The sequence below is a fragment of the Devosia sp. MC521 genome (genome assembly GCF_014127105.1).
GTDB lineage: Bacteria > Pseudomonadota > Alphaproteobacteria > Rhizobiales > Devosiaceae > Devosia.
The window spans coordinates 2,593,933-2,618,134 of record NZ_CP059902.1 but is presented as its reverse complement, the minus strand read 5'-3'; the positions used below and the strand labels follow the sequence as shown (position 1 = coordinate 2,618,134).

The window sequence follows — 24,202 nt, the reverse complement described above, 5'->3', positions numbered from 1 at the left end:
TGGGGACTGTGGATGGGGACCCCCACCAAGCCTCCCCCTGGTAGGGGGAGGGAGGCTGGTTCGGTGTTGGGGAGCGTATCGGTGGTCTTTGAGAGCATAAAAAAAGGCCCGCGCGGGGCGGGCCTTTTCGGATTCGGGTTTCGCGCGGATTAGGCGGTGAAATAGTCCTGCAGTGGGCGGACCGTGAGGTTGCCCTTGGAGTAGGCGATGATGCCTTCAACTGCGGCCATCGCGCCGTCGATGGTGGTGTAATACGGGATCTTGGCCAGAAGCGCGGTGCGGCGGATGTCGCGGCCGTCGCTGATTGCCTTGGCGCCATCGGTGGTGTTGATCACCAGATGAACCGAACCGTTCTTCATCGCATCGACGATGTGTGGGCGACCTTCCAAGACCTTGTTGACCTTGGTGGCTGGAACATTGTTTTCAGCCAGGTAGGACTGCGTGCCGCCGGTGGCGAGGATTTCGAAGCCGTTTTCGACGAGCTGGCGGGCCAGATCAACGATGTACTGCTTGTCGCTATCGCGAACCGAAATGAACGCCTTGCCCGAGGTTGGGACCTTCTGGCCGGCACCGAGCTGCGACTTGGCAAAAGCCATCGCGAAGTTGGTGTCGAGGCCGATTACTTCACCGGTCGACTTCATTTCAGGCCCAAGCACCGTGTCAACGCCAGCGAAGCGGTTGAACGGGAACACGGCTTCCTTAACGGCGACGTGCTTGAGGACCTTTTCTTGCAGGCCGAAGGACGCAAGCTTTTCGCCAGCCATGATGCGGGCTGCGATCTTGACGATTGGATCGCCGATGACCTTGGCCACGAAAGGAACAGTACGCGAAGCGCGTGGGTTCACTTCGATCAAATAGATCGTGCCGTCCTTGTAGGCGTACTGAACGTTCATCAGGCCGCCGACCTTGAGCTCAAGAGCGAGCGCGCGGGTCTGGCGCTTGAGTTCAGCAATGGTTTCTTCCGAGAGCGTGCGGGATGGCAGCGAGCAAGCACTGTCACCGGAGTGAATGCCGGCTTCCTCGATGTGCTCCATGATGCCAGCGACGAAGACGTCTTCGCCATCGCAGAGGCAATCCACGTCGATTTCGGTCGCGCCCTGAAGGTATGCGTCGAACAGCAGTGGGTTGTCAGAGAGGACAGAGTTGATCTGGCCGGTCTTGTCGTTCGGGTAACGGCGCAGGATGTCAGGCGGGACGAGGCCCGAGAGCGTATCCTGAATGTAGCGTTCGAACTCAGCCGAGGAGTTGACGATGGCCATAGCGCGGCCGCCGAGAACGTAGGACGGGCGGATCACCAGTGGGTAGCCAAGGCGTTCCGCAACGAGGCGGGACTGCTCAAGGCTATAGGCAATGCCGTTCTTTGGCTGGGTCAGCTCAAGCTTGTTGAGGAGCTTGGAGAAGAGATCGCGGTCTTCGGCAAGGTCGATCGCGTCTGGCTGGGTGCCCAAGATTGGAACGCCGGCCTTCTTCACGGCTTCTGCAAGGTTCAGCGGGGTCTGGCCACCGAACTGAACGATAACGCCGTGCAGCGTGCCGTTCTGCTTTTCGGTGAGCAGGATTTCGATGATGTCTTCTTCGGTCAGCGGCTCAAAGTAGAGGCGGTCCGAAGTGTCATAGTCGGTCGAAACCGTTTCTGGGTTGCAGTTGACCATGATGGTTTCATAGCCAGCGTCAGCCAGCGCAAAGGCAGCATGGCAGCAGCAGTAGTCGAACTCGATGCCCTGACCGATACGGTTTGGGCCACCGCCGAGGATGACAACCTTCTTGCGATCCGATGGACGCGCTTCGTCTTCGACCTTGCCGTTAAACGGGGTTTCGTAGGTCGAGTACATGTAAGCGGTTGGCGAAGCGAATTCGGCAGCCGAGGTGTCGATGCGCTTGTAGGCCGGGCGAACAGCAAGGTCGTGACGGAGCTTGCGCACGTCGGCAGCCTTGGTGCCTGCGAGTTCGGCAAGGCGCGCGTCCGAGAAGCCCATGCCCTTGAGGGTGCGCAGGTTTGCCGCGTCCGATGGCAGGCCAAGTTCACGGACCTTGTTTTCCATATCGACGATGCCGCGCATCTGTTCGAGGAACCAAGGATCGATCTTGCACGCTTCATGGATGTCTTCGTTGGACATGCCAAAGCGCATGGCTTCAGCCACGTGCAGGAGACGATCTGGGGTCGGGGTGCCAAGCGCCTGCTTAATGGCGTTCTTGTCTTCGCCTTCACCCATGCCTGGGATGCCGATTTCGTTGAGACCGGTGAGACCGGTTTCGAGCGAACGGAGAGCCTTCTGGAGCGATTCCTGGAAGGTACGGCCGATAGCCATGGCTTCACCAACCGACTTCATCGCGGTGGTCAGGCGTGGATCGGAGCCCGGGAACTTTTCAAAGGCAAAGCGTGGGATCTTGGTGACGACGTAGTCGATGGTTGGTTCGAACGACGCCGGGGTCATGCCGCCGGTGATGTCGTTGTCCAATTCGTCGAGGCTGTAGCCAACGGCGAGGCGCGCTGCGACCTTGGCAATCGGGAAGCCAGTGGCCTTCGATGCCAGAGCAGACGAACGCGATACGCGTGGGTTCATTTCGATGACGACCATACGGCCATCAGCTGGGTTCACGCCGAACTGAACGTTCGAACCACCGGTTTCAACACCGATCTCGCGCAGAACAGCCAAGGAGGCGTCGCGCATGATCTGGTATTCTTTGTCGGTGAGGGTGAGGGCAGGAGCCACGGTGATGGAGTCGCCGGTGTGCACGCCCATTGGATCGAGGTTTTCGATCGAGCAAACGATGATGCAGTTGTCCTTCTTATCGCGGACAACTTCCATTTCGTATTCCTTCCAGCCGAGGACGCTTTCCTCAACCAGAACTTCGTTGGTCGGCGAAGCGTCGATGCCGCTTTCGCAGATCGCGAGGTATTCTTCGCGGTTGTAAGCAATGCCGCCGCCGGTGCCGCCCATGGTGAAGGACGGACGAATGATGGCTGGAAGGCCGATCACTTCGAGAGCCTGAAGGGCTTCGATGGTGTTGTGCGCGAGCATGGAGCGCGGGGTTTCAAGCCCGATCTTCTTCATCGCATCGCGGAAACGCTCGCGGTCTTCTGCCTTGTCGATGGCGTCAGCAGTCGCGCCAATCATTTCGACATTGTACTTGTCGAGAACGCCCATCTTACGCAGCGAGAGTGCGCAGTTCAGAGCTGTCTGACCGCCCATGGTGGGCAGGAGCGCGTCTGGGCGCTCTTTCTCGATGATTTTGGCGACCACTTCTGGGGTGATCGGCTCAACATAGGTTGCGTCGGCGAGATCTGGGTCCGTCATGATCGTCGCTGGGTTCGAGTTGACCAGAATAATCCGGTAACCCTCTTCCTTGAGCGCTTTACAGGCCTGAGTGCCGGAGTAATCAAACTCGCACGCCTGTCCGATGATGATTGGCCCCGCGCCGATGATGAGGATCGATTTAATGTCGGTACGCTTCGGCATGGGACTCGCTCTGCTGTCGTTTCTATCAGGACGCGGGCGAGGAGAATCGCCCGGACACACCCGTCCGCGCGAAACCCGCGCAGCAGTTGAGCACTGCGGCACGGGGCATAAAGGCCGAACATGGTGGTTAGGTGGGCGGTTTAACTTAAGAGGGCGCAGAAGGGAAGAGGGAGCGGCACTTATTCATCGTCGCAGGCAAAGGGAAGGAAGGTGCTGGCGGCGCCTTCATTGAGCATGGCGATGGTGAGCATATTGGCCAGTTCCCGTTCATCGCTTGAGCGGGGGCAGGCGGCAATTTTCTCAGTGCAGCCCGAGGCTATGAAGGTCTCGTTAGCCGCGCGGAAACTGTCATTGATGTCGGTGTTGGGGGTGCTGGAGAGGGCGCGGGCCCAAGCGTTTTCGTATAGTTCGCATTTCTGCCTCCCCCAGTCGGACTGCGCAAATGTCGCGCCGGGGACGAGGGTAAAGGGCAAAAAGATCAAGACTGACAGGAGGATGGTGCCACTAGGGCTAGTCATGCGCCTGCGCGCAGGCTTGGCGCTCAGGATCACTGGATTTTGCTTGCTCTTCAAGGCAATCGCACTGGGCATTGAACACCGCCTCCTCATCTTGGGTCAGCTTTTCACGCGAGAGGAGGAGGTCGAGCTGATTCCGGCAGAGCTGCGCTTCAATGGATTCGGTTTGGCTCTGCGCTGATGCGGGGAGCATGGGCAGAACCAGAAGCGTGGCGAGGAGCGTAAGCGGTAGGCGCATAGGCGGTAGGCTGGGGGCGCAATGCGGCGGCGTTATGGCGCTGTAATCTGGTGGAGCCAGAGGTCGACCAGATTTGCGCCCCATGCTGCGTCGATGGACAGAACGATGGCTGTCCAGACGATAGCCCAGAGAACGCTGCAGAGGCTGCCCAAGAGGACGTATTCCGCGAAGTCCTTATTGTCCATTTGCTGAAAGCGCGAGATCGCCTTGATTGCGACAACGGCCGCAATGATCTCGGTGCTTGAGAGCGCTATGCCAAAAGCAATGATTAGCCGTTCAACCGCGCCGATCCACCGCCCGGCGGTGTTGCGCTTGTGCTGGGTCTCGCCAGTCTCGCTAGCGCCCTGCGGGAGGGGCGTAACGTGGGTGACGGCAAGCACCCATTTGCAGAAGAGATTGCCGAAGAAGGTGAGGATGACAAGGAATGTGCCGAGGGAAACCAGCGAAATGGCAATCCTTGTGGTGTCCATTATGGCTCCTCGATCTTGGTGAACCCGGTCAGTAGCGCGGTCCATAGGGTCGTGTAGACGTCGAGCTTAGCGCTTTTGAGGGTCTTGTAAACGTTGCGTGACGTAACCGCGCGACGTGTGGCGATATCCTCAACGCTGCTCCCCGCGAGAGTTTGCGCGACGGTTTGGGCCTGAATGTCGGTCCAGTCTTCTTCTATAGTGGATAGGCTCAGGCATAGGGCGTCGAACAGGATCTCATGGGTGGGATCATCGAACAGGGCGACGCGGTAGAAGAGGCCAGTTTGCTTGTCGTTCAGCTTGGAGCGGGCGCGTGCCAAGCCTTCGCCCATCATGTTCCACGCTATGCTCGTGTTGATGGGGGTTTGCAGCCGCAACTGGCCGATGACGAAGCGGCAATCGATCCCAGATTGGAGCAGGTCCAGACGCAGCTGGCGCGCGATGGTGGCCGCTGTCGTCAATGAGGTCGTGATGCCCTGAAATTCATCCCCCAAGGTGATGGTAAGCGGGGAGAGAATGTCGGCGCCATTGTTTTGATTGGCAGCGGCGACGGCATCATTGAACAAGGCGTGCAGCCGGGCCGGTGTGTGCCGGTCTCGGCTGTTGACGATGTCGCCCATCAGAACGGCGGTATTTGGCGCGCGAGCAATATCCATCCGCGGAGCATGCCTGTGAACTTAAAATGGTTCAAGATAGAAAAATGAACTGAAATGAGTTCAGTTCTATAAATTGAACCAATATTGGTTCGGGCTAGACAGGCTCGGAGGCCTTGTCGCGTGTGATCCAGGAGCCGTCGCGCCATTCACGCACGGTGACCGTGATCTGATCGGGTGTGATGTCGATCAGATTATAGGCGTTGGGCTCACCGCGCAGGCGGGTGGAAATAGCCGAGGACGCTTGCGCGACTAGGATGGGCGCGGCGGTGGATTTGCTGACCCCGATCGGTTCGCCTTCGCGGCTTTTCGAGGCTGGTTCATGCTTGCGCACATACGACAGATGAAAGTGGCCGGAGAGGACGAGGCGAACCCCAAGCTCAGAAAAGCGCATGAGGGCGTCGTCGGCGCGTTTGACGGTGCGCGCTTCTTTTTGTGCCATTTGCTCGGTGGGATAGAGCAGGGGGTGGTGGGCGACAATCACGCGGACCGCATGCGGGGACGCGCGGGAGAAGCGGGCTTCGAGATCTGCCAGTTGGTTTCGGGAGATGGTGCCGTGGCCCCAATTCCATTCGAGGCGGAAGCGGCGCGAGGTGCGCATGCCAAGGATGGCGACGCCATCCATTTCGAGGAAAGGCTCGAGCTGGCGCGAGATATAGCGCTTATAAAGGCCATAGGGATCAAGGAAGCGGCGCACGAAATTGACGGCGGGCACGTCATGATTGCCCGGAACGGCGAAAATCGGCGCGTTCAGTTTGTCGAGAAAGACCCGCGCCTGAATGAATTCTTCTTTGGTGCCGATCTGGGTGAAGTCACCGCTGGCGACAATCAGATCGGGGTTTTGCGCGTTGATGTCGTCGGCAAAGCCTTCGGCAAGAACGGGGTCATGCTTGCCGAAGTGGAGGTCAGAGATATGAAGGATTTTCACGCGGCGATCTCAGTCGATACAGTTTCAGGCACGATGACGGTTAGGGCCAAGGGGCGGATGGTGAACTTCATGGGCGTGTCGAGCAGCATGACTTCGCCATCAAACATCACCTGCATCTGCGGCTTACGGAAGTCGACGGTGAGCGATTGCATGGATTCGATATTTAGCTCCGGATCGCTCTGCCACTTGCCAAACATCATGCCGAACACGAGGCGGAAAAAGTCCCAGGTGCGGAAGTGGCGCAGCGTGTAAAGGGTCAAAAAACCCTGATCGAGCTTGGAGCGTGAGAAGAAGCGTCCCAGTCCCTGGTCATAGGCGTTGGACGAGACAGCCAGCGAGTGCAAACGTTCGATCGTGCGGGAGCCGTCGGCGCGTTCAAAGACCACAGCGATGCGTTTGGCGCGCTGAATACGGCGGAACATATAGCGGATAAGGCCAACTTTGGCGGTTGGATCGTCGCTGCCGCGGATGTGCTCGCGCGCGGCGGCCATGCCGGGGATGACGCCGACAACGACCTTATGAAGGAAGGCTTTGCCATTCACCTCGCCGACGTCGATTTGCATTGGATGGCCGGTGGCCAGGGCGGCCACGGCCTCCTCGAGATCGAGCGGAATATTGAGGTCTTTGGCGAGGGCATTGACGGTGCCAAGCGGGAGAATGGCGAGCGCTTTGTCGGTCTCGATAATAACGTCTGCTAGTCCGGTGATGGTGCCATCGCCGCCAGCGGCCACGATAATATTGGCGGGGCTGTCGACAGCCGCTTTCATGCGATCGTCAAAATCCTTGTCGGAATCGGCGTCGATTTCGGCGTTGAGGCCGTGGCTTTCAAAGAGGGCTTGGAGGGATTCCTTGGTGACACCCAAGGAATGAGCGGTGCCAGAATTGGCATTGAGAATGACGTGATAGCGATTTTCAGACATGCAGAAGGGCGCCCCGTGCTCTCGGCGAATGTGTTTGCAGGTCAACGCGTCAGTCGCGATCCCGTTGCAGACGCGTGGTTGAACGAAGCGGGCACAGATCAGTTATACTGATCGAACAACACTTAAGGAGAGTACGAGATGGTGCAGAAGATCGTGGCGATAACGTCCGTCTGGGCCTTGATGGTTGCTGGTGCGGTGGCACAGGGCGAACCTGTTCCGGTCGGTGAAGCAAATGGGCGCGGGCAGGTGCCAGCGTTTGAAGGCCAGACGCGCGCGACCCAACCCGATAACTTGCTCAAGACCAAGAGCACGGTGATTGCGCAGGGGCTGCCGCATCTCTGGGCCATGGAATTTTTGCCCGATGGGCGCATGCTGGTGACGGCCAAAGAAGGCGCGATGCATATCGTTGCGCCGGATGGGACGGTGAGCGCGCCGATTGCGGGCGTGCCGGAGGTTGATGCGCGCGGGCAGGGCGGATTGCTCGACGTGGCGCTGGCTTATGACTTTGAAACCTCGGGACGGATTTTCTTCTCGTTTGCCGAGCCGCGGAGCGATGGCAACGGGACCAGTGTCGCCTCGGCGGTTTTGGTGGCAGATGACAAGGGCGGCGCAGTGCTAGAAGACGTCAACGTTATCTTCCGTCAAACCCCAAGCTATGACGGGGATAAGCACTACGGCTCGCGCATCGTGCCAACCGCTGATGGGGCGCTTTATGTAACGGTTGGCGAGCGGTCTGATCGTCCGATGCGACCGCAAGCGCAAGAACTCGCCAGCGGTCTGGGCAAGGTGTTCAAGATCGATGGTGAGGGCAAGGCGGCGGCGGATAATCCGCTGCTTGACGTTGAGGGCGCATTGCCGGAAATCTGGAGCTTTGGGCATCGCAATGCGCAGGCGGCAACGCTTGATGGTGAGGGCCGGCTGTGGGTCGTTGAGCACGGCGCGCGCGGTGGCGATGAGCTAAACCTGCCCGAAGCTGGCCTTAACTACGGCTGGCCGGATGTCGCTTACGGCGTCGAGTATTCAGGGCAAGCCATTGGGCAGGGTGTGACCGCGGACGCGGAAACCCAGCAGCCGGTTTACTATTGGGACCCAGTGATCGCGCCTTCAGGCATGGCCTATTATGAAGGCAATGAATTCCCCGAGCTGGATGGCGCATTTCTGGTTGGCGGGCTTGTGGGCAAGGCCGTCGTGGTGCTGCACATGGATGGCGAACGGGTGAAGCACGAAGAGCGCATTCCTGTCGGCGCGCGCGTACGCGATGTGAAGGTCGGGCCTGATGGGGCGATCTATGCAGTGACTGAGGGCGGTGGCTCGACAATCGTGCGGATTAGCCAGGGCGACTAACGCCCGCCAGATCGGAGCGCGGCCATAGTGCTGCGCTCTGACTTTGCTGTGTTTAGGCGGCGCGGGTGACGCGCTGCTTTTCCAAAGCGGAGAGTATCCGGTCGATGCTGTAGGGTTTGGGAATAAAGATCGCGCCCTTGGGGAGGTCCTCGGGCTTGGGCGTGACGCCACCCGAGACAATCACGATGGGCAGGCCGGGGCGATATTGGGACGCGAGGCGGGCCAAGGCCAAGCCATTGGGACCATCGCCCAGTTCGATATCAGTGATGAGCGCGTCGATGTTTTCAGCCATGCGACGGGCACCCGTGCGGGCACTGCTGGCGGCAACGGCTTCCAAGCCGCGTTCGGCGAGATCGTCGATCAGGAATAGAAGCAGTAAGGCATCGTCTTCGACGACGAGGAGGCGCTTGAGTGGGCTCATGGGTCAGGACCTAGGTGGTGAAGGGTGACGCTGCGCATTCAAGGGCTTGGGTGGAGGATGGTTGCGCCGAGATCGGGCAAGCTTGCCATTATGGTTAGCATTTGGTTCAAATTTTACGGAGTGAGCGGGGTGCTCGCTGACCCCCGTGCTTGCCCACAAAAAGAAAACCCCTCCGGTGGGAGGGGTTTGAGCGCTTAGAAGCGGCTGGACCAATCATCGACTTCCTTGCGGAGTTCGTCTTTGGTTTTCCCGTAACGCTCTTGAAGCTTACCTTCGAGCTGTTCACGGTTGCCGTTGATCTGGGCGATGTCGTCGTCAGTGAGCTTGCCCCACTGTTCCTTGGCCTTGCCAGCAAACTGCTTCCAGCCACCTTCGATACGGTTCCAGTCCATCTTCATTCTCCTTAGAGAGTTGCGATGGGTGCCCAATGGACGAGGGGGCCGTGCGTTCCGTAGGGGCGGCGTATTGGCTTATGTTAGTGGCGCGGTGCGATAGAGGGCGACGCGGATGCCGCCGTGCAGCACGGTGGGCAACTGTGGTTCAAATTTAAGACCGGTGGCCTGGGCGAGCTGCTTATCGGCGGTGATAATGCCAACGCGCCAGCCCTTGAAGCGGGTCTTGAGCACGGTGCCGAGGGTTTTGTGGACGGCGATCAGCGGGCCCTTTTGGCCAATGCGGCTGCCATAGGGCGGATTGACGATGATGAGGCCTGGCTGCTCGCACGGTGGGGCGAGGTCTTCGATGTTCTTTTGCTCGAATATCGTGAGGGCTGAAACGCTGGAGCGTTCCGCATTCTCCCCAGCCATACGGATGGCGCCCGCATCACGATCTGAGCCGTAAAAGCGGATATCGGTCGATTTGCTCGGCGGGACGGCAGCGCGCAGCTCGGCCCAAGCCTTTGGCTTGAAACCGGGGAGCTGTTCGAAGGCGAAAGAACGCGCGCGACCGGGCAGGAGACCAGCGGCGATTTCAGCGGCTTCAATCGGGAAGGTGCCCGAGCCGCACATGGGATCAAGGATTGGCTCGGAACCGTCGAAGCCACATTGGCGCAGGAACATGGCGGCCATGGTTTCGCGCATAGGAGCTTTGTTGACCGCTTCCTTGAAGCCGCGCTTGTGAAGGGACTCGCCTGTGGTGTCGACGCTGATGGTGACAAGATCGTCTTCGATGCGGACCATGATGCGAAGAGTTGCCTCTTCGGCGATGGGCGTGCCGATGGTTTCCGTGATCGCGGTGGCGACGCGTTGGGCGGCGGCCCCGGCGTGATAAATCCGCGAACGCTTGCAGCTGGCTTCAACTGTGATGGGAACATTGGGCTGGAGCCATTCGGCCCAAGGGAGTTTGCGTGAACGCTTATCGAGCTGCGCCAAGTGCATGGCGCGGAAATTGGTGAGGCGCACCAGCACGCGGGTGGCGCCGCGCAGGGTGAGATTGGCGCGCCAAACATCGCCCCACGTCCCCATGAAAGTAACGCCGCCATCAGTGACTTTGGCGTCAATAAAGCCCGCTTGCACGGCTTCTTGAGCAAGTGGGGCTTCAAGGCCCGGCGTGGCGACGAGATAGATTTCAAGGAGGGAGGTGGTCATGCTGGTGAATTACCGGGGAGTGCGGCGAAGAGCAATGGGACATTGCTTCATCGGCAAATGACGATATAGTTGTGCCAGTTCTTTTAGCCGAGTTACGCCATGTCTGATGCAGAATATGTGCCGCCAAAAGTCTGGAAGTGGGATCAAAGCAATGGTGGGGCTTTTGCCAGCACCAATCGCCCAACGGCGGGCGCGACCCATGACGCTGTCTTGCCGCGCGGGAAGCACAAGTTCCAGCTCCACTCGCTCGCGACGCCAAATGGTCAGAAGGTCTCTATCATGCTCGAAGAGCTGCTGGCGGCGGGGCATGACGCGGAATATGACGCCTGGCTGATTAATATCGGCAAGGGTGATCAGTTCGGTTCGGGCTTTGTTGAGGTCAACCCCAACAGCAAGATCCCGGCGATGTGGGACTACTCAGGCGCGGAGCCCATCGCTCTGTTTGAGAGCGGGTCTATCCTCGTGCATCTGGCAGAAAAGTTTGGGGCGTTTTACCCAAAGGACCCAGCTAAACGCGCGCAAGTGATGAACTGGCTGATGTGGCAGATGGGCAGTGCGCCTTTTGTTGGTGGCGGGTTCGGGCATTTCTATGCCTATGCACCGGTAAAGCTTGAGTATCCGATCAATCGCTATGCGATGGAAACCAAGCGCCAGCTCGACGTGCTCGATAAGCAGTTGGCCAAGAACAAGTTCATCGCGGGCGAGGACTATTCGATCGCCGACATCGCCATTTTCCCTTGGTATGGCGGCATGGTGTTGAACCGGTCTTACAATGCCGGCGAATTTTTGGATGTGGGCATCTACACCAATGTTATCCGCTGGGCCAAAGAGATCGACGCACGCGAGCCGGTCAAGCGCGGGCGCTGCGTGAACACTGCTTGGGGTCCGGAAGATGAAATGCTGGCCGAGCGCCACTCTGCAGCGGACATTGACCGCGTTTTGGCTATCCGCAAAGAGCGCGGCACAATCTAACGCGACTGGAATATCAAGGTCATCGAACCCTCGCTTCGGCGGGGGTTTTTGTTTGCACAGCGTTTACGCAGTACGCCGAGTTTGTGTTTTTGCACCAATTTTTTTGCAATTTGCCGCGGCGTTAGCGGCGTGTTGCGGCGAGAAGTACACCCCCCGTTAAGTCAATACGAGGCAATATCCTTACGCGCTAAGCGGTTGCGCCGTTTTTTGTCGCTCGTGTCGTAATGTATTAGGTCGGTCACCTCCATGCGTCTTATCTTGGGAACCATCGTCGTTTTTGCCTGCGTTTTGGGCAGCTATTATATGATGGGTGGACATGTCGAGGTTCTGTGGCAACCTTGGGAATTCGTGATCATTCTGGGTGCTGCGCTTGGTGCCTTCATCATTGCTAACGGCGCGCCTGTATTGAAGGCCGTGCCGGGCATGTTTGGCTCGCTGTTTAAGGGCCCAAAATACGACAAGACCGCATATCTGGAACTGCTCGGCATGCAGTATGCCATGTTTAAGATCGTCCAGCAGAAGGGCATCTTGGGTATCGAGTCCCATATTGAAGACCCGCACAATTCCACGCTTTTCAACGCGTTCCCAACTTTTGCCAAGAACCATCACGCAGTGCAGTTCGTGTGTGACTACATGCGCATGGTGACGATGGGCGCAAACAATGTGCACGAAATTGAAGCGTTGATGGATGAGGAACTGGAAACCCACCATCAGGAACAAGAGCGCAATGTGACTGCGATGCAGGCATTGGCCGATGGTACACCAGCTCTCGGGATCGTTGCGGCCGTTTTGGGCGTGATCAAGACCATGGGCGCGATTACCGAGCCGCCAGAAGTTTTGGGTCACCTGATCGGCGGCGCGCTGGTTGGTACCTTCTTCGGCGTGTTCGTTGCTTATGGCTTCTTTGCACCGTTCACCCAGTCCCTGCGCGCGACCTATGAGTCGGAAGGCAAGTACTTCCTGTCGCTCAAGGTTGGTATGCTGGCTCATATCAATGGTCAGCCGCCAGTGATGGCGATTGAATTTGCCCGTAAGGCGCTGATGAGTGAAGTTCGTCCGACCTTCAACGAAGTTGAAGCGTCCACAGCTAACCTGCCGGCGACCAGCTAAGGTCGGCGGAAAGGAGAAGCCAGAATGGCGGACTTAGAACGACCGATCATCATTAAGAAGGTCAAGAAACACAAACACGCCCACCATGGTGGCGCTTGGAAGATTGCTTATGCCGACTTCGTGACGGCGATGATGGCCTTCTTCCTGTTGATGTGGCTGATCAGCATGACTACGCCTGAGCAGAAAGAAGGGCTGGCGAATTATTTCGCGCCCGCTTCTGTCAGCGAAACCATGAGCGGGGCCGGCGGTGTGCTGGGCGGCACGGCGATGGCACGCGACGGCAATATGATGTCGGGTTCGGTTGAAGAAGTGTCGCTGAGTTCGCTGTCGAGCCCAACGGGTTCGGCGCAGAACACCGCTGACGTGAATTCTGGTGGTCCCGATCGGAGCCAGGGCGAAGAAAACGCCGAAACTGCTGAAAGCGCGGAATCGATGCGGGCGACGGAAGATCGTTCGTTCCACAGTGCTGCGGCGAGCATTAAGCAGGCCTGGCAGTCTCTGCCGGAGCTGACCCCATTTGCAGACAATCTGCTGGTTGAAGAGACCGAAGAGGGCTTGGACATCCAGATCGTCGAGCAGCAGGGGGCGCGCATGTTCCCGGAAGGCTCGAAGTATCCGGTGGAGCCAACACGTCTGGCTATCTCGGTGATGGCGCCGATTTTGCAGGGGCTCAATGCGCAGGTGTCTGTGTCCGGCCATACGGCGGCTGGTGGTCGTTTTGATAACCCGCGCTATGGACCTTGGGAATTGTCGGCGGATCGCGCCAATGTCACGCGCTCGATCTTGAGCGAGTTTGGTTTGAGCGATGATCGGGTGAAGTCGGTGATCGGCCGGTCGACGGACGATCCATTCTTCCCCAATGACCCTTATATGGCTGCCAATGAACGGGTGAGAATTACCGTACTGCACCAAGCGCCACCGGTTCCGGTAGGCCTCACGCCATAAAGAAAAGGCGGTGTCTGTGGACACCGCCTTTTTTGTTTTAGGCGACCGTCAGAGTGACGTCGATATTGCCACGGGTGGCATTGGAATAAGGGCAGACCTGGTGGGCCTTTTCCACGAGAGCTTCGGCCTCGGCGTGATCAAAGCCGGGAATGCTGACCTTGAGCGCGACGGCGATATTGTAGCCAATGCCCTTGGCATTTTCGCCGAAGGAGACGGACGCGTCGATGGTGGTTTCGTCTGGGATCTTCACCTTTTCAGCGCGGGCAACAGCCTTGAGCGCGCCGAGGAAGCAGGCGGAGTAGCCAGCGGCGAACAGCTGTTCGGGATTGGTGCCCGGGCCGTCATTGCCGCCCATGGCCTTGGGCGTGTCGAGAGTAACTTCTAGGCGGCCATCGTCGGTCTTGCTGGTGCCAGTGCGGCCGCCAGTGGTGTGGGCGTGGGCGATGTAGACTGCAGATTTAATGCTCATGACAGTTCTCCTTGAAGATGGATAATTCATAGTTCGCAATTAAATTGCGCGCAATCTATTTTTTATGTAGGCTGTTTTTGCAACTTAGCGAGGGTAGGGCGATGGCTGACGAGACCATGCCGACGATCGACAATATGCTGTGTTTCGCCGTCTATGCGGCGGGGCATGCCTTTACGCGGTTTTACAAGCCACGGCTGGATGCCTTTGAACTGACCTATCCGCAGTACCTCGCTTTGCTGGTGCTTTGGGAAAAGGACGACATCACGGTCAAAGCGCTCGGGGAGAGATTGTTCCTCGATAGTGGCACAATAACGCCCTTGTTAAAGCGGCTCGAAGCGCGGGGGCTGGTGACGCGAAAGCGTGATGCGGGCGACGAGCGGCAGGTGCGGATAGGGCTGACCGAGGCGGGGCAGGGGCTGAAAGCTAAGGCTTTGGTGGTGCCGCTGGCCGTGGCAAAGGGCACAGGATTAGCGATGGACGATATTTCGGCCATGCGCGCTGAGCTACTGGCCTTGCGCGCGCGCTTGGATGCGGCGCTGGCAGAAAAGTAGGAGAGAGGCCGGAACCTCTCCCCCTGAACCGTTTAGAGCGCGATGCGATAGATGCCGAAACCGGCCTCATCGGTATCGCCGGTCGCTTCGATTTTGACGGCAGTGACATCGGCAACTTTATCGGCGGCTTTTGGGCCAGTGGCAAAGAGCACGGTGGTGTCGCCGATTGGGGCGAGGGACCAATTGCTGTCGGCCTTGGGGTCGATGGTGCCCTGCTCGATGATGTAGCGCACGATGATATCGCGATTGGTATCGGGGCCGATGAAGATGATTTTGTCCGGGCCAATGCCGGGGAAACCGCCGCCGCCGCCAGCGCGATAGTTATTGGTGACCACGATGAATTGCTGCGCCGGATCGATGGGCTGACCGTCAAATTGCAGATCAACGATACGGTTGGCGTCGGGGTTTTCGAGCGCACCGCCATCAGCAGCATATTTCGACGGCTGGGTGAGATCAATCTTATAGGTGACCCCGTCGATAACGTCATAATTATAGGACGGGAAGGCGGGGTTGATCAGTTGGGCGTCGGTCGCGCCTTTCTCGATCTGGTTGAAAATGCCCGCTGAGCGTTCAAGCCAGTTCTTTACGTCCGCACCGGTGATCAGAACGGCTTGGATGGTGTTGGGATAGAGATAAAGGTCGGCGACGTTTTTGATCGCCACCGGGCCGACGGGCACGTCGGTGTAGTAGTCGGGGCCGCCACGGCCGCCGGCTTTGAACGGCGCACCGGCGGAGAGGATGGGCAGCATTTCCCATTCGGTGCCGATCATCATTTGCGTCAGATACCAAGACTGAGCCTGAGTAACGATTTGAATGGATGGATCGTCGGCAACGAGGGCGAAATAGGAATGGAGGGGGGCTGAGGTTTCGCCAACCGGACGACGGATATAGTCCAGCGTTTCCTGATGTTCGGTGGCGACGGCAGCTTCAACGGCCGGGAGAGACACGACGGTTGGGACGTTCTTATTGTCGATGCGCTCGACAATCGGACGGGCTTCGGACGTGTGCGAGGCGATGGTCCATTTGCCACTCGCATCCACTTCGAGCAGCAGATCGACAAGGCCCATGTGGCTGCCCCAGAAGCCCGGCATGACGGCGGGCTTGCCGTTGAGTGTGCCTGCCACGGTGTCGACGCCGTCGATGCCTTCATAGTCCTTGCCGGGGAAGACACGGTGGTGGTGGCCAGTGAGGACAACGTCGATGCCGTCAACAGCGGCCAGTTGGAGCGCGGCGTTTTCCATGCCGGGGACATGGGGGCCAGATTCGATGCCGGTGTGCGCAAGGGCGACGACAATATCAGCGCCTTCTTCGCGGATTTTTGGCACCCAAGCTTGGGCGGTTTCGACCATGTCGCGGACGACAACGTTGTCGGTCAAATGGGTTGAATCCCAAGTGAGGATTTGCGGGGGGACGAAACCGATGACGCCGATTTTGATCGTGTGTTCAGCGCCCGAGCCATCAAGGAGGGTTTTCTCGATGATTTTATAGGGCGCGATATAGGTGTCGTCGTCGGTTGGGTCTTCGCCCAGATCCACGCCACGCACGACATTGGCCGAAACAAAGGGGAATTTTGCGCCCGCCAGAGCGCGGTCCATGTATTCGAGGCCGTAATTGAATTCGTGATTGCCCAGAGTGGCAGCGTCATAGCCTAAGGTGTTGAGGGCGTTGATGGCGGGGTGGATATCCCCCTGATTGAGGCCCTTTTCATAGGCCATGTAATCGCCCATCGGATTGCCCTGGATCAGATCGCCATTGTCAAAGAGCACGGCATTGCCCGCTTCGGCGCGGATGTTCTCGATGATTGTCGCGGTGCGGGCGAGGCCCATCGTGTCATTGGCGCCGTCGGCGTAATAGTCATAGGGCAGGATGGCGACGTGAATATCGGTGGTTTCTATGATGCGCAGATGGGCCTGATTGGCCTGCGCAAAGACCGCGAAGGGATGCAGGGCGACTGCGGCCCCGACACTGGCGGAGCCGGCGAGAAACGCACGGCGGGAAATGCTCGGGAAGAAATTCATGCTTACCTCTCCTCTGACCAATGCTTGTGCGGGGGCGTGCTCCCGAACCCGGCTTTTCGACCGGTCATTGTGCGCCAGTTTTCCTAGCGTGGTCTCTTCATGGCGGCGTGCTGTGACACGGCAATGACGACGACGTGAGGAGCGTAGGACGGTTTTGATCGCTTGGTCAAAGCAAATGAGGAGATAAAATTGGCGCGAAAAATCAATGCCTTAGTGTGTGCCTAATACACGCCCTAATACACGTCCATGGAGAAAAAACTATGGTCTGACAGGGGGTTGAGGCGTCGGGAGAGCAGGTTGGATCGCGCCACGGGGCGGCGCGATCACAAATCTCGGGTCTGTGCTTATTGCAGTCCGACCGCGTCGACGTGGCCAGAGCGGCAGGTGTGGCGTTGCGGCGTACCTGCGCGCACGAGATCGGCGAAATCGTCTGGTGAGGTGATCTCGCCCGCAAGCGCGATGCGCAGTTCGGTGATGATGGTGCGGTTGCCATCGGTCTCGCAATCCATGGCGACACGGTCGCCCGCACCACGGCCGAAGCTGGCGTCGAAGGTGGCACGGACCTGATCAATGGCGACGCGGCGGCCAATGCTTTCCGAAAAGAGATGCGCGACTTCGGAATCGTTGAGGGCCTGCATAAGAAAGAGCGAAGCGTCGATATAGTCGCGCTGGTTGCCATCATAGCAGGTGCCGTGTTTGATCCATTCGTGGCGATCAAGCCCTGAGGCACTGCCGGGCATGACGACGTCGAGTTCCCGACGTTGGGCGATGGTGAGGTCAAGTTGCGGCAAGTCGCGCCAACGACCGTCCTGGCTGGCGTAGCGGTCGCGATTGGAGACGTCGCAGTATTCGGCATCTTTGGGCTGTGGCCAGAGGCCGTGCAGGGTGAAATTTGTCGCCTCAAAGCTATTGGGGCGCTGATTGCGGCACTCGGTTTTGCGCGGTGCGGTTTCGCAGAAGGCCGGCTGCCAGTTGGCGGCGAGAATATAGTGTTGCTTGGGCGCTGATGCGGCATTGCGCGTTGGCTGACTGGGGGCTTCGCCAGTGAGGGCAGGAGAGGAGCCGCATGCGACGCTCACCCAACGCAAATCGGGCTGCGCTCCGGGAATGCGAACACGCACATGGGTCGGCGGGGTGCGGTTGCCTGCGAGCAGCTCATACTGCGTGCCAGCCTGAGTGGTGATGTTGCCGGGATTGGTTTCGCGGCTGATTGATTGCAATGCTGGGCAGGCTTCGGCGGCGGTGAATGTGCCCGAGAGAGGGACTTCCGCGTAGGCTGGAGCGCAGATCAAGGCAAAGGCAAGAGTGGTCAATCTGCGCAGCATGGTGGTCCTCGGATAGTACTTGGTCAGTCTAACGGAAATTGTCGCGGAAATGCAAAGTTGGACTAGGCTTCGTCGACGTCGATTGGCTGCGCCTGAGAAAGAAGCGCGGGCCAATCATCGGGCGGGGTGCCACCGTCTAGCATGGATTTAAAGACGTGATAGGCGTCGGTCTTGGACCCGTATGTGCGCAAGGAATTCTCGTCATTCACCCAAGCGTAGATGATTATCTTGGACGCGGTATCGTAGCGGAAGAACAGTCGGAACCGTCCGCCACCGAACTTGGCGCGGAACCAATGCTTGTAGTCCGGTCCCTGTGTTGCCCCTTGCCTGTAGACGGTGGCGGTCGGATCAGAAGGAATGATTTCGAAGGCTAACCGATTGAGCGCCGCGAGAAGCTTGGTATTGGCGTTTTGCGCGTAGGTGTCGGACTTTTTGGCCTTCAGGACCTGAACGGCCGCGGTGAGTTTTTCGAGTTGTTGAAGAAACAGCGGATGGGCAAGCAGGGTCCAACCGTTGACGGTGAGCATGCTAAAGCACCGTCTCGCCGTCGATTGTCTCGCCCGGATCGCTTTCAAGGTCTTCGACCAGCACGGCAACCCGAGAGAGCAATGCTGACGTCAGTGGGACGATGGACCGTTGGGGGTTGGCCGCCATGTCTTGAGCGAGGAAATTGAGGAAGCTGCCGACGACCGGGTCTGCAGCTTCGTCCTCAACTTTTTCGACAATGACACGGCGCTGCGCATCAACGGTGAAGGTGATGCGGCCACCGTAATCGACGCCCAAGGCCTGACGTACCGATTTTGGTACCGTGGTTTGGCCCTTGGCGGTGATGGTGCTTTCTTCTTTAAGAACCGATGTCATCACGCAACCTTTCATGGAATGCAAAGGTAATGGAAATTCCTTACCTTTGCAAGGTTGCGACCGCATGGGTTCGTCAGCGCACTAAAGCTGGATCGACGAGGGCGCCTTTGTGGCCGATGACGATGCCTGCGGTGCGGTGGGCGGCCTGAGCGGCTTCGGTGATGGATTTGCCTTGCAGGCGCGCGGCGAGATAGGCGCCGTTAAAACTGTCGCCAGCGCCGGTGGCGTCGACCACGGATGCGGCAGGGGGCGGGGCCATGCGGACGCGTTCGGTGGCGGTGGCGATGAGGGCTTCTTTGGAGCCGTCTTTGACGACGACTTCTTCAACGCCGAGCTCGAGATAGCGATTGGCGGTGTCGTCCACTGTCGCGTCGCCGAAGAGGGGGGCTTCGTCGGTGTGGGTGGGCAGGACAATATCGCAAAGGCTGGCGGCAGCAGTGAGCACAGAGGCCATGACGCGGGGTGACGACCAGAGAGCGGGGCGCAGATTGGTATCGAAAGCGATTTTGGCGCCATTGTCGCGCGCTTTTACGATAGCGCCGAGGAGGCGGCCGCGGGCCTTGGGGGCCAGAATGGCAAGGGTGATGCCGGAGAAATAGACGAGGTCTGCGCCTTCAACGGCAGCGGCGAGGGCGGATTTGTCGTCGGCAAGGAGTTTGGCCGCAGACATGTCGCGCCAATAGGTGAAGTGACGATCGCCTGCTTCCTGGTGGATCATATAAAGACCGGGGCGACGGGCCGGGATGGTCTGGATGTGATCGGTGCCGATGTTGTTGGTTTGGAGGAAGTTACGAATGTCGCCGGAGTATTTGTCTGCCCCCAGAGCGGTGACATAATCGACCTTCCAAGCGTCGGGGAGGAGGGCGCGCAGGTACCAAGCAGAGTTGAGAGTGTCGCCTGCATAGCCAAGGCGATAGCTGCGATCTTCGCCGCCGCTCATCTCGATCATGCATTCACCGATGGATACGATACGCTGCGACACTGCCATTCCCTCCAAATGTCTTTGCTCGCTTATGCAGGTGCGGTCTTGCGCGAGCAAGATGGGATCATTAAACAGGCTCCTAACCTGCGTCAAACTTCCATACAAGATGGTATGGATATGAGGAGATCGATTTGAGCAAGCAACGCCTCAATCTAAAGACCGTGTCGACTTTGGCGGCAGGCATTACTGTTCCGAATTATGACCGCAGCGCGGTGACGGCTGGGATCGTGCATCTGGGCATTGGTGCGTTCCATCGCGCGCATATGGCGGTTTATGTCGACGATCTGCTGAGCAAGGACCCGAGTTGGGGCATTGTCGGCGCGAGCTTGCGTCGCCCTGACACCAAGGATGCTTTGGAGCCGCAAGACGGGCTCTATACGATTGCTGTGCGCGATGCTTCGGGGACACATCCGCGCGTGATCGGCTCGATTCTTAAGGTGATGGACGCCAATACTGAGCGCGACGCGCTGCTCGATCTGATGGCGAGCCCTGAGGTTCGCATCGTGTCGCTGACGGTGACAGAAAAGGGCTATTGCTACGAGCCTTCGACGGGTGATCTGGACCTGAATCACGCCGATATCCAGCACGATCTGAGCAACCCGAGCGTGCCGAAATCGGCGCCGGGGATGCTGGTGGAAGCGCTGGCGCGTCGTAAGGCGGCAGGGATCGCGCCTTTTACGGTGATGAGCTGCGATAATCTGCCGAACAATGGGCAGACGGCCAAGCGCATCGTCACAGCATTTGCGGCCAAGCGCGATGCGGAACTGGGCGAATGGGTGAAGGGCGTTGCTTTCCCATCGACCATGGTTGATCGCATTGTGCCGTCCACCACCGATGCGGATCGCGAAGAGGTTGCGCGCCTGATCGGGGCGGAAGACGCGTGGCCGATCATGACCGAGCCGTTTACCCAATGGGTGATTGAAAACAATTTCCCAAGTGGCCGTCCGGCGTTTGAAGAGGTCGGGGCGCAACTGGTGCAGGACGTTGAGCCGTTCGAGCATATGAAACTGCGCATGCTCAATGGCTCGCACTCGACCATGGCCTATGCCGGTTATCTCGGTGGGTATGAGTATATCGCTGAAGTGGTTGGCGACGAAGACTACCGTGAGCTGGTGCATGGGTTGATGACGGAAGAAGTCATACCGACCCTCGACATGCCCGGTGTTGATCTGGAAGCCTATCGCGATCAGTTGCTCGCGCGTTTTGCCAATCCGGCGCTGAAGCATCGCACTTGGCAGATTGCTATGGACGGCTCGCAGAAGCTGCCGCAGCGCTTGCTGGGGACGATCCGGGATCGCCTTGCGGCGGGGCAGAGCATTGATCGTCTGGCTTTGGGCGTCGCGGCGTGGATGCGCTATGTGATGGCGATCGACGAAGAGGGCAATGAGATCGACGTGCGCGATCCGTTGGCGCTGAAACTGCTCGCCATTGCGGCAGACGCGGGCGAGGACCCGGAAGCCTATTTCAACGGGCTGGTGTCCATCCAGTCGATCTTCGGCACTGATCTCATCGATAATGAGGTGTTCCGCAACGCTGTGCTCGAGCAATTGTGGAGCTTCTGGCAAAACGGGGCGCATGAAACCGTTGCCAATTATCAACTGTCGGCGCAGGAATAGCGACAGAAGCAGAGCGAATGCGAAAGGCGCGGGAACTTCACCCGCGCTTTTTTACTTTTCATCTGTGTTGAAAGAATTTTTGAGAGGCGCGACATGAAGTGGCGTGGGAGGGAGCGCAGCTCCAATGTGCAGGACCTACGCGGTCAACGTGGCGGCGGTGGACTGGGCGGTGGCTTTGGACAAGGCCAGCGTGGCGGCTTTCGCATCCCTATGGGTGGCGGCGGCGGCGGCGGTGGCAAAGGCGGGATTTCCGGTCTGATCGGCATTGTTGTCGTGCTGGGCATTATCTGGTTTGCGACGGGGCAGAACCCGCTTGATATGCTCGCAGGCGGCAGCGGGGCAGGTTCGAATTTCGCGCCTTCGGCATCGAGTTCTCGCCAATTGCCGGCTGAGGGCGAAGATGAACTTGCCGATTTCGTCGCTGTTGTGGTCCGGGAAACCGAGGACCTCTGGAACGCTGAATTCGCCAAAATCGGCGAGGACTATCCTGAGCCAAATGTCGTGCTGTTCACCAATGCGGTGAGCACGGGATGTGGCGCAGCGGACTCCTCGGTTGGCCCGTTTTATTGCCCCGCCGATAGCAAGGTTTACATTGACCTCAGTTTTTATGACGAGCTGCACCGTAAGTTCGGTGCGCCCGGCGACTTTGCGCAGGCCTATGTGTTGGCGCATGAAGTGGGCCACCACGTTCAGAACCTAACTGGCGTTCTGCCTCAGTTTAACCAGCGCCGGGCCAGCATGAGCCAGGAACAGGCCAATGCCTATTCGGTGCGCGTTGAGTTGCAGGCAGACTGCTATGCGGGTGTGTGGGCGAACCACGCTGGGCAGCAAAACCTGCTCGAGGGCGGGGACATTGACGAAGCACTGAACGCGGCCAATCAGATTGGCGACGATACGCTGCAAAAGCGGATGCAGGGCTTTGCCGTGCCTAAGACGTTCAACCACGGCACGTCGGCGCAGCGTAAAGACTGGTTCCAGCGTGGATATGAAACCGGCGATCCCGGCGCCTGCGATACGTTTACTGGCAACGTCTAAGTTTGTGATTTATAGGTCCGGGCATAGTTTTTTGCCCGGGCCTTTTTCTTATGAGCATCCCTAAAGTCGTACACTTTACGTGGAAGACCAAAACTCTAACGAAGTTTGCGCAGCGCACTTGGGATGAATGGCAGCGAACGCACCCCGATTTTGAGCTAAAGCTCTGGGACGATGCGGATTGCCGGGCGCTGATTGCCGAGCATTATCCGGAACACCTCTCCACTTATGATGGCTATCGCTCGGGGATTTTCCGCGCCGATGCGTGGCGCTTTTTCGTGCTGCATCATGAGGGCGGGATCTATGCCGATCTCGATGTGCTGCCCAAGGCGCGGATTGATGAGCTGATCGAGGAGACAGAGTGTTTCGTCGGCGCGGAGCCAGAACGCCATGTCGAAGAGAACGACGGGCTGTATCGCGGCATGCCGTTTGTGCTGTGCAATGCGTTTATGGGCTCGGTGCCGGGGCACAAGTTCTGGGAACGCTGCATGGACGCGATGGCGCGCTGTGCGGCCAGCAATGACGTGGTGGATGCGACGGGGCCGCGTCTCGTCAATGGGGTGGCGCTGCGAGCGCCCAAGGACGAGCGGCCAGATGTGCTGCTGCCGGATCGGTGGAGCCCCCAATCGGGGCATGGCACGTTCGCGCCAATGTCGGACGCTTATGCGGACGCTGTGGAAGCTGAGTTCACCGTGATCGGTCGGGGGAAGCCGACGCTCGTCTCGCACCTCTGGCGCAACAGCTGGTTCATGCCCTTTTTCTATAAGGGCCCAGAATTCTGGAAGGTGCCAAACAAGATCCAATGGTGGTGGCGCCGTCAGACCAATCCGCAGATTGCACAGACGAAGTTTACGGCGGCGCGTCGGATTTTCCATAAGCAAGAGTTTGCTCGGTTTACCGACTGGCCTGAGGTTTTCGTGGCGGTCGATCTGGGGCAGGGCGGGGACGCTATTGGGGCGGTCTTGACGTCCATTACTTATGATCGGGCAAAGCTGAGCTTTGGGCTGTTTGGCGGCACGCCAGAGGTTATCGGCGCGGTGAGCGCCAAGCTGGCAGCGGCCGGATTTGGCTTTGAAGTGTTCCCGGCAATCGAGGGCGCTGCTCAACAGCACAATGCGATGTTGGTCTCTGCGGGAAATAAGCAGTGCCTGATCCTTGATGGCAGGCTGGTGGAATTGGCTGCGGGCACTGTGGAGGCGCTTGTGGGCGCGGATAAGGGCGTTGTGACGCTCGATGTGGTTTCGCCGACGGGTGAGAGCCGCAATGAGGATACGCTGTTGTATTCAGATTTGATCTTTAAGGGATTGTATCGGGCCGGGGCATTGGGGGGCGTCGTCTCGCGCGTGGCCTCACCTTCAGGTCTGCCGCTGGTCGATTTGCGTCCCCTCCAGATCGCGCCGGTGACGATTGTTGGCGCTGATGTCGTGTTCGTGCGCGCCGAGGTGATTGCAGCCGGTGTTCGGTTTGCGGTGGAGCCGGTGAAGTTCCATCGCGATGCGGCAGGGCTGGCGATTGCGGCGCGTGATGCGGGCTTTGATGTTGCAGCACTGCCCAATGTTACTGCGGTGACGGGGCGGTAATCAGGGTTACGTAAATACCCCCACCTAACCTACCCCTGATAGGGGGAGGGACTGGATCGAGTTTTTGGGGGATTTGTGCTGGTACCCAAGGCCCCCTCACCCGGCCTAAGGAGGCCGACCTCTCCCCGTGGGGGAGAGGTGAGAGCAGCGCTTTGTGCTCAACTGGATGCAAAAGGCCCAAAAACAAAAAACCCGGCCGGAGCCGGGT

The 24,202-nt window shown here is 58.7% G+C and carries 24 protein-coding genes; 8 read left to right on the top strand and 16 right to left on the bottom strand.

Annotation, left to right across the window (positions count from 1 at the left end; all coding sequences use genetic code 11):
• Window positions 1-149 precede the first annotated feature (149 nt).
• The 7 genes from carB to H4N61_RS12495 form a co-directional block, all read right to left on the bottom strand.
• Window positions 150-3,461, bottom strand: a complete 3,312-nt coding sequence (gene carB / locus H4N61_RS12525; RefSeq protein ID WP_169196477.1) for a carbamoyl-phosphate synthase large subunit — start codon at window positions 3,459-3,461, stop codon at window positions 150-152.
• Between the two features lie 179 nt (window positions 3,462-3,640).
• On the bottom strand, window positions 3,641-3,979 hold the full coding sequence (locus H4N61_RS12520; RefSeq protein WP_182394143.1) for a hypothetical protein: 339 nt from the start codon (window positions 3,977-3,979) through the stop codon (window positions 3,641-3,643).
• On the bottom strand, window positions 3,972-4,214 hold the full coding sequence (locus tag H4N61_RS12515) for a hypothetical protein (protein ID WP_169196476.1): 243 nt from the start codon (window positions 4,212-4,214) through the stop codon (window positions 3,972-3,974). Before H4N61_RS12515 ends, H4N61_RS12520 begins: the two co-directional genes overlap by 8 nt.
• 32 nt (window positions 4,215-4,246) lie before the next feature.
• Window positions 4,247-4,684, bottom strand: a complete 438-nt coding sequence (locus H4N61_RS12510) for a hypothetical protein (protein ID WP_169196475.1) — start codon at window positions 4,682-4,684, stop codon at window positions 4,247-4,249.
• Complete coding sequence (locus tag H4N61_RS12505; RefSeq protein ID WP_182394142.1) at window positions 4,684-5,337, bottom strand: SatD family protein; 654 nt, start codon at window positions 5,335-5,337, stop codon at window positions 4,684-4,686. Before H4N61_RS12505 ends, H4N61_RS12510 begins: the two co-directional genes overlap by 1 nt.
• Window positions 5,338-5,431: 94 nt before the next feature.
• Window positions 5,432-6,262: a metallophosphoesterase gene (locus H4N61_RS12500; protein ID WP_169196473.1), complete on the bottom strand. Its 831-nt coding sequence runs from the start codon at window positions 6,260-6,262 to the stop codon at window positions 5,432-5,434.
• Window positions 6,259-7,182: a diacylglycerol kinase family protein gene (locus H4N61_RS12495; protein ID WP_182394141.1), complete on the bottom strand. Its 924-nt coding sequence runs from the start codon at window positions 7,180-7,182 to the stop codon at window positions 6,259-6,261. Before H4N61_RS12495 ends, H4N61_RS12500 begins: the two co-directional genes overlap by 4 nt.
• A gap of 138 nt (window positions 7,183-7,320) precedes the next feature.
• On the opposite strand from H4N61_RS12495, the gene H4N61_RS12490 reads away from it, so the two are divergent.
• A complete protein-coding gene (locus H4N61_RS12490; protein WP_169196471.1) occupies window positions 7,321-8,526 on the top strand; it encodes a PQQ-dependent sugar dehydrogenase in 1,206 nt (401 codons plus the stop codon).
• Window positions 8,527-8,578: 52 nt separating this feature from the next.
• Here the strand turns inward: H4N61_RS12490 and H4N61_RS12485 are convergent, their stop codons facing one another.
• The 3 genes from H4N61_RS12485 to H4N61_RS12475 form a co-directional block, all read right to left on the bottom strand.
• Entirely contained in the window at window positions 8,579-8,947 is a 369-nt protein-coding gene (locus H4N61_RS12485; protein WP_169196470.1) for a response regulator, read from the bottom strand.
• 194 nt (window positions 8,948-9,141) lie between these two features.
• A complete protein-coding gene (locus H4N61_RS12480; RefSeq protein ID WP_169196469.1) occupies window positions 9,142-9,339 on the bottom strand; it encodes a CsbD family protein in 198 nt (65 codons plus the stop codon).
• A gap of 78 nt (window positions 9,340-9,417) precedes the next feature.
• Window positions 9,418-10,533: a class I SAM-dependent RNA methyltransferase gene (locus tag H4N61_RS12475; RefSeq protein WP_169196468.1), complete on the bottom strand. Its 1,116-nt coding sequence runs from the start codon at window positions 10,531-10,533 to the stop codon at window positions 9,418-9,420.
• Window positions 10,534-10,632: 99 nt separating this feature from the next.
• On the opposite strand from H4N61_RS12475, the gene yghU reads away from it, so the two are divergent.
• The 3 genes from yghU to H4N61_RS12460 all read left to right on the top strand — a co-directional run bounded on the left by yghU (window position 10,633) and on the right by H4N61_RS12460 (window position 13,560).
• On the top strand, window positions 10,633-11,505 hold the full coding sequence (gene yghU, locus H4N61_RS12470) for a glutathione-dependent disulfide-bond oxidoreductase (protein WP_182394140.1): 873 nt from the start codon (window positions 10,633-10,635) through the stop codon (window positions 11,503-11,505).
• A gap of 246 nt (window positions 11,506-11,751) precedes the next feature.
• Window positions 11,752-12,615: a flagellar motor stator protein MotA gene (gene motA, locus H4N61_RS12465; protein ID WP_169196466.1), complete on the top strand. Its 864-nt coding sequence runs from the start codon at window positions 11,752-11,754 to the stop codon at window positions 12,613-12,615.
• Between the two features lie 24 nt (window positions 12,616-12,639).
• Window positions 12,640-13,560, top strand: a complete 921-nt coding sequence (locus H4N61_RS12460; protein WP_169196465.1) for a flagellar motor protein MotB — start codon at window positions 12,640-12,642, stop codon at window positions 13,558-13,560.
• A gap of 37 nt (window positions 13,561-13,597) precedes the next feature.
• On the opposite strand, the gene H4N61_RS12455 is transcribed toward H4N61_RS12460, so the two are convergent.
• On the bottom strand, window positions 13,598-14,029 hold the full coding sequence (locus tag H4N61_RS12455; RefSeq protein WP_182394139.1) for an organic hydroperoxide resistance protein: 432 nt from the start codon (window positions 14,027-14,029) through the stop codon (window positions 13,598-13,600).
• A 101-nt stretch (window positions 14,030-14,130) separates the two neighbouring features.
• On the opposite strand from H4N61_RS12455, the gene H4N61_RS12450 reads away from it, so the two are divergent.
• Complete coding sequence (locus tag H4N61_RS12450) at window positions 14,131-14,580, top strand: MarR family transcriptional regulator (protein WP_182394138.1); 450 nt, start codon at window positions 14,131-14,133, stop codon at window positions 14,578-14,580.
• Between the two features lie 32 nt (window positions 14,581-14,612).
• On the opposite strand, the gene H4N61_RS12445 is transcribed toward H4N61_RS12450, so the two are convergent.
• The 5 genes from H4N61_RS12445 to H4N61_RS12425 form a co-directional block, all read right to left on the bottom strand.
• Window positions 14,613-16,598, bottom strand: coding sequence for a bifunctional 2',3'-cyclic-nucleotide 2'-phosphodiesterase/3'-nucleotidase (locus tag H4N61_RS12445; protein WP_182394137.1), 1,986 nt, complete (start codon window positions 16,596-16,598; stop codon window positions 14,613-14,615).
• A gap of 344 nt (window positions 16,599-16,942) precedes the next feature.
• A complete protein-coding gene (locus H4N61_RS12440; RefSeq protein ID WP_182394136.1) occupies window positions 16,943-17,923 on the bottom strand; it encodes a ribonuclease in 981 nt (326 codons plus the stop codon).
• Window positions 17,924-17,985: 62 nt separating this feature from the next.
• Window positions 17,986-18,450, bottom strand: coding sequence for a type II toxin-antitoxin system YhaV family toxin (locus tag H4N61_RS12435; protein ID WP_182394135.1), 465 nt, complete (start codon window positions 18,448-18,450; stop codon window positions 17,986-17,988).
• Between the two features lies 1 nt (window position 18,451).
• Entirely contained in the window at window positions 18,452-18,784 is a 333-nt protein-coding gene (locus tag H4N61_RS12430; RefSeq protein ID WP_182394134.1) for a type II toxin-antitoxin system PrlF family antitoxin, read from the bottom strand.
• A 73-nt stretch (window positions 18,785-18,857) separates the two neighbouring features.
• The gene (locus tag H4N61_RS12425) at window positions 18,858-19,766 is read right to left on the bottom strand and encodes a sugar kinase (RefSeq protein WP_248306517.1); all 909 of its coding nucleotides are present in this window, start codon (window positions 19,764-19,766) and stop codon (window positions 18,858-18,860) included.
• 131 nt (window positions 19,767-19,897) lie between these two features.
• On the opposite strand from H4N61_RS12425, the gene H4N61_RS12420 reads away from it, so the two are divergent.
• The 3 genes from H4N61_RS12420 (at window position 19,898) to H4N61_RS12410 (ending at window position 23,994) form a co-directional block, all read left to right on the top strand.
• Window positions 19,898-21,382 carry a mannitol dehydrogenase family protein gene (locus H4N61_RS12420; protein WP_182394132.1) on the top strand — a complete coding sequence of 495 codons (1,485 nt, stop codon included), beginning with the start codon at window positions 19,898-19,900 and terminating at the stop codon, window positions 21,380-21,382.
• 93 nt (window positions 21,383-21,475) lie between these two features.
• Window positions 21,476-22,417 (top strand): neutral zinc metallopeptidase, encoded by a 942-nt coding sequence (locus H4N61_RS12415; RefSeq protein ID WP_182394131.1) that lies wholly within the window; start codon window positions 21,476-21,478, stop codon window positions 22,415-22,417.
• A gap of 50 nt (window positions 22,418-22,467) precedes the next feature.
• Window positions 22,468-23,994, top strand: coding sequence for a glycosyltransferase (locus H4N61_RS12410; RefSeq protein WP_182394130.1), 1,527 nt, complete (start codon window positions 22,468-22,470; stop codon window positions 23,992-23,994).
• Window positions 23,995-24,202: the final 208 nt, after the last annotated feature.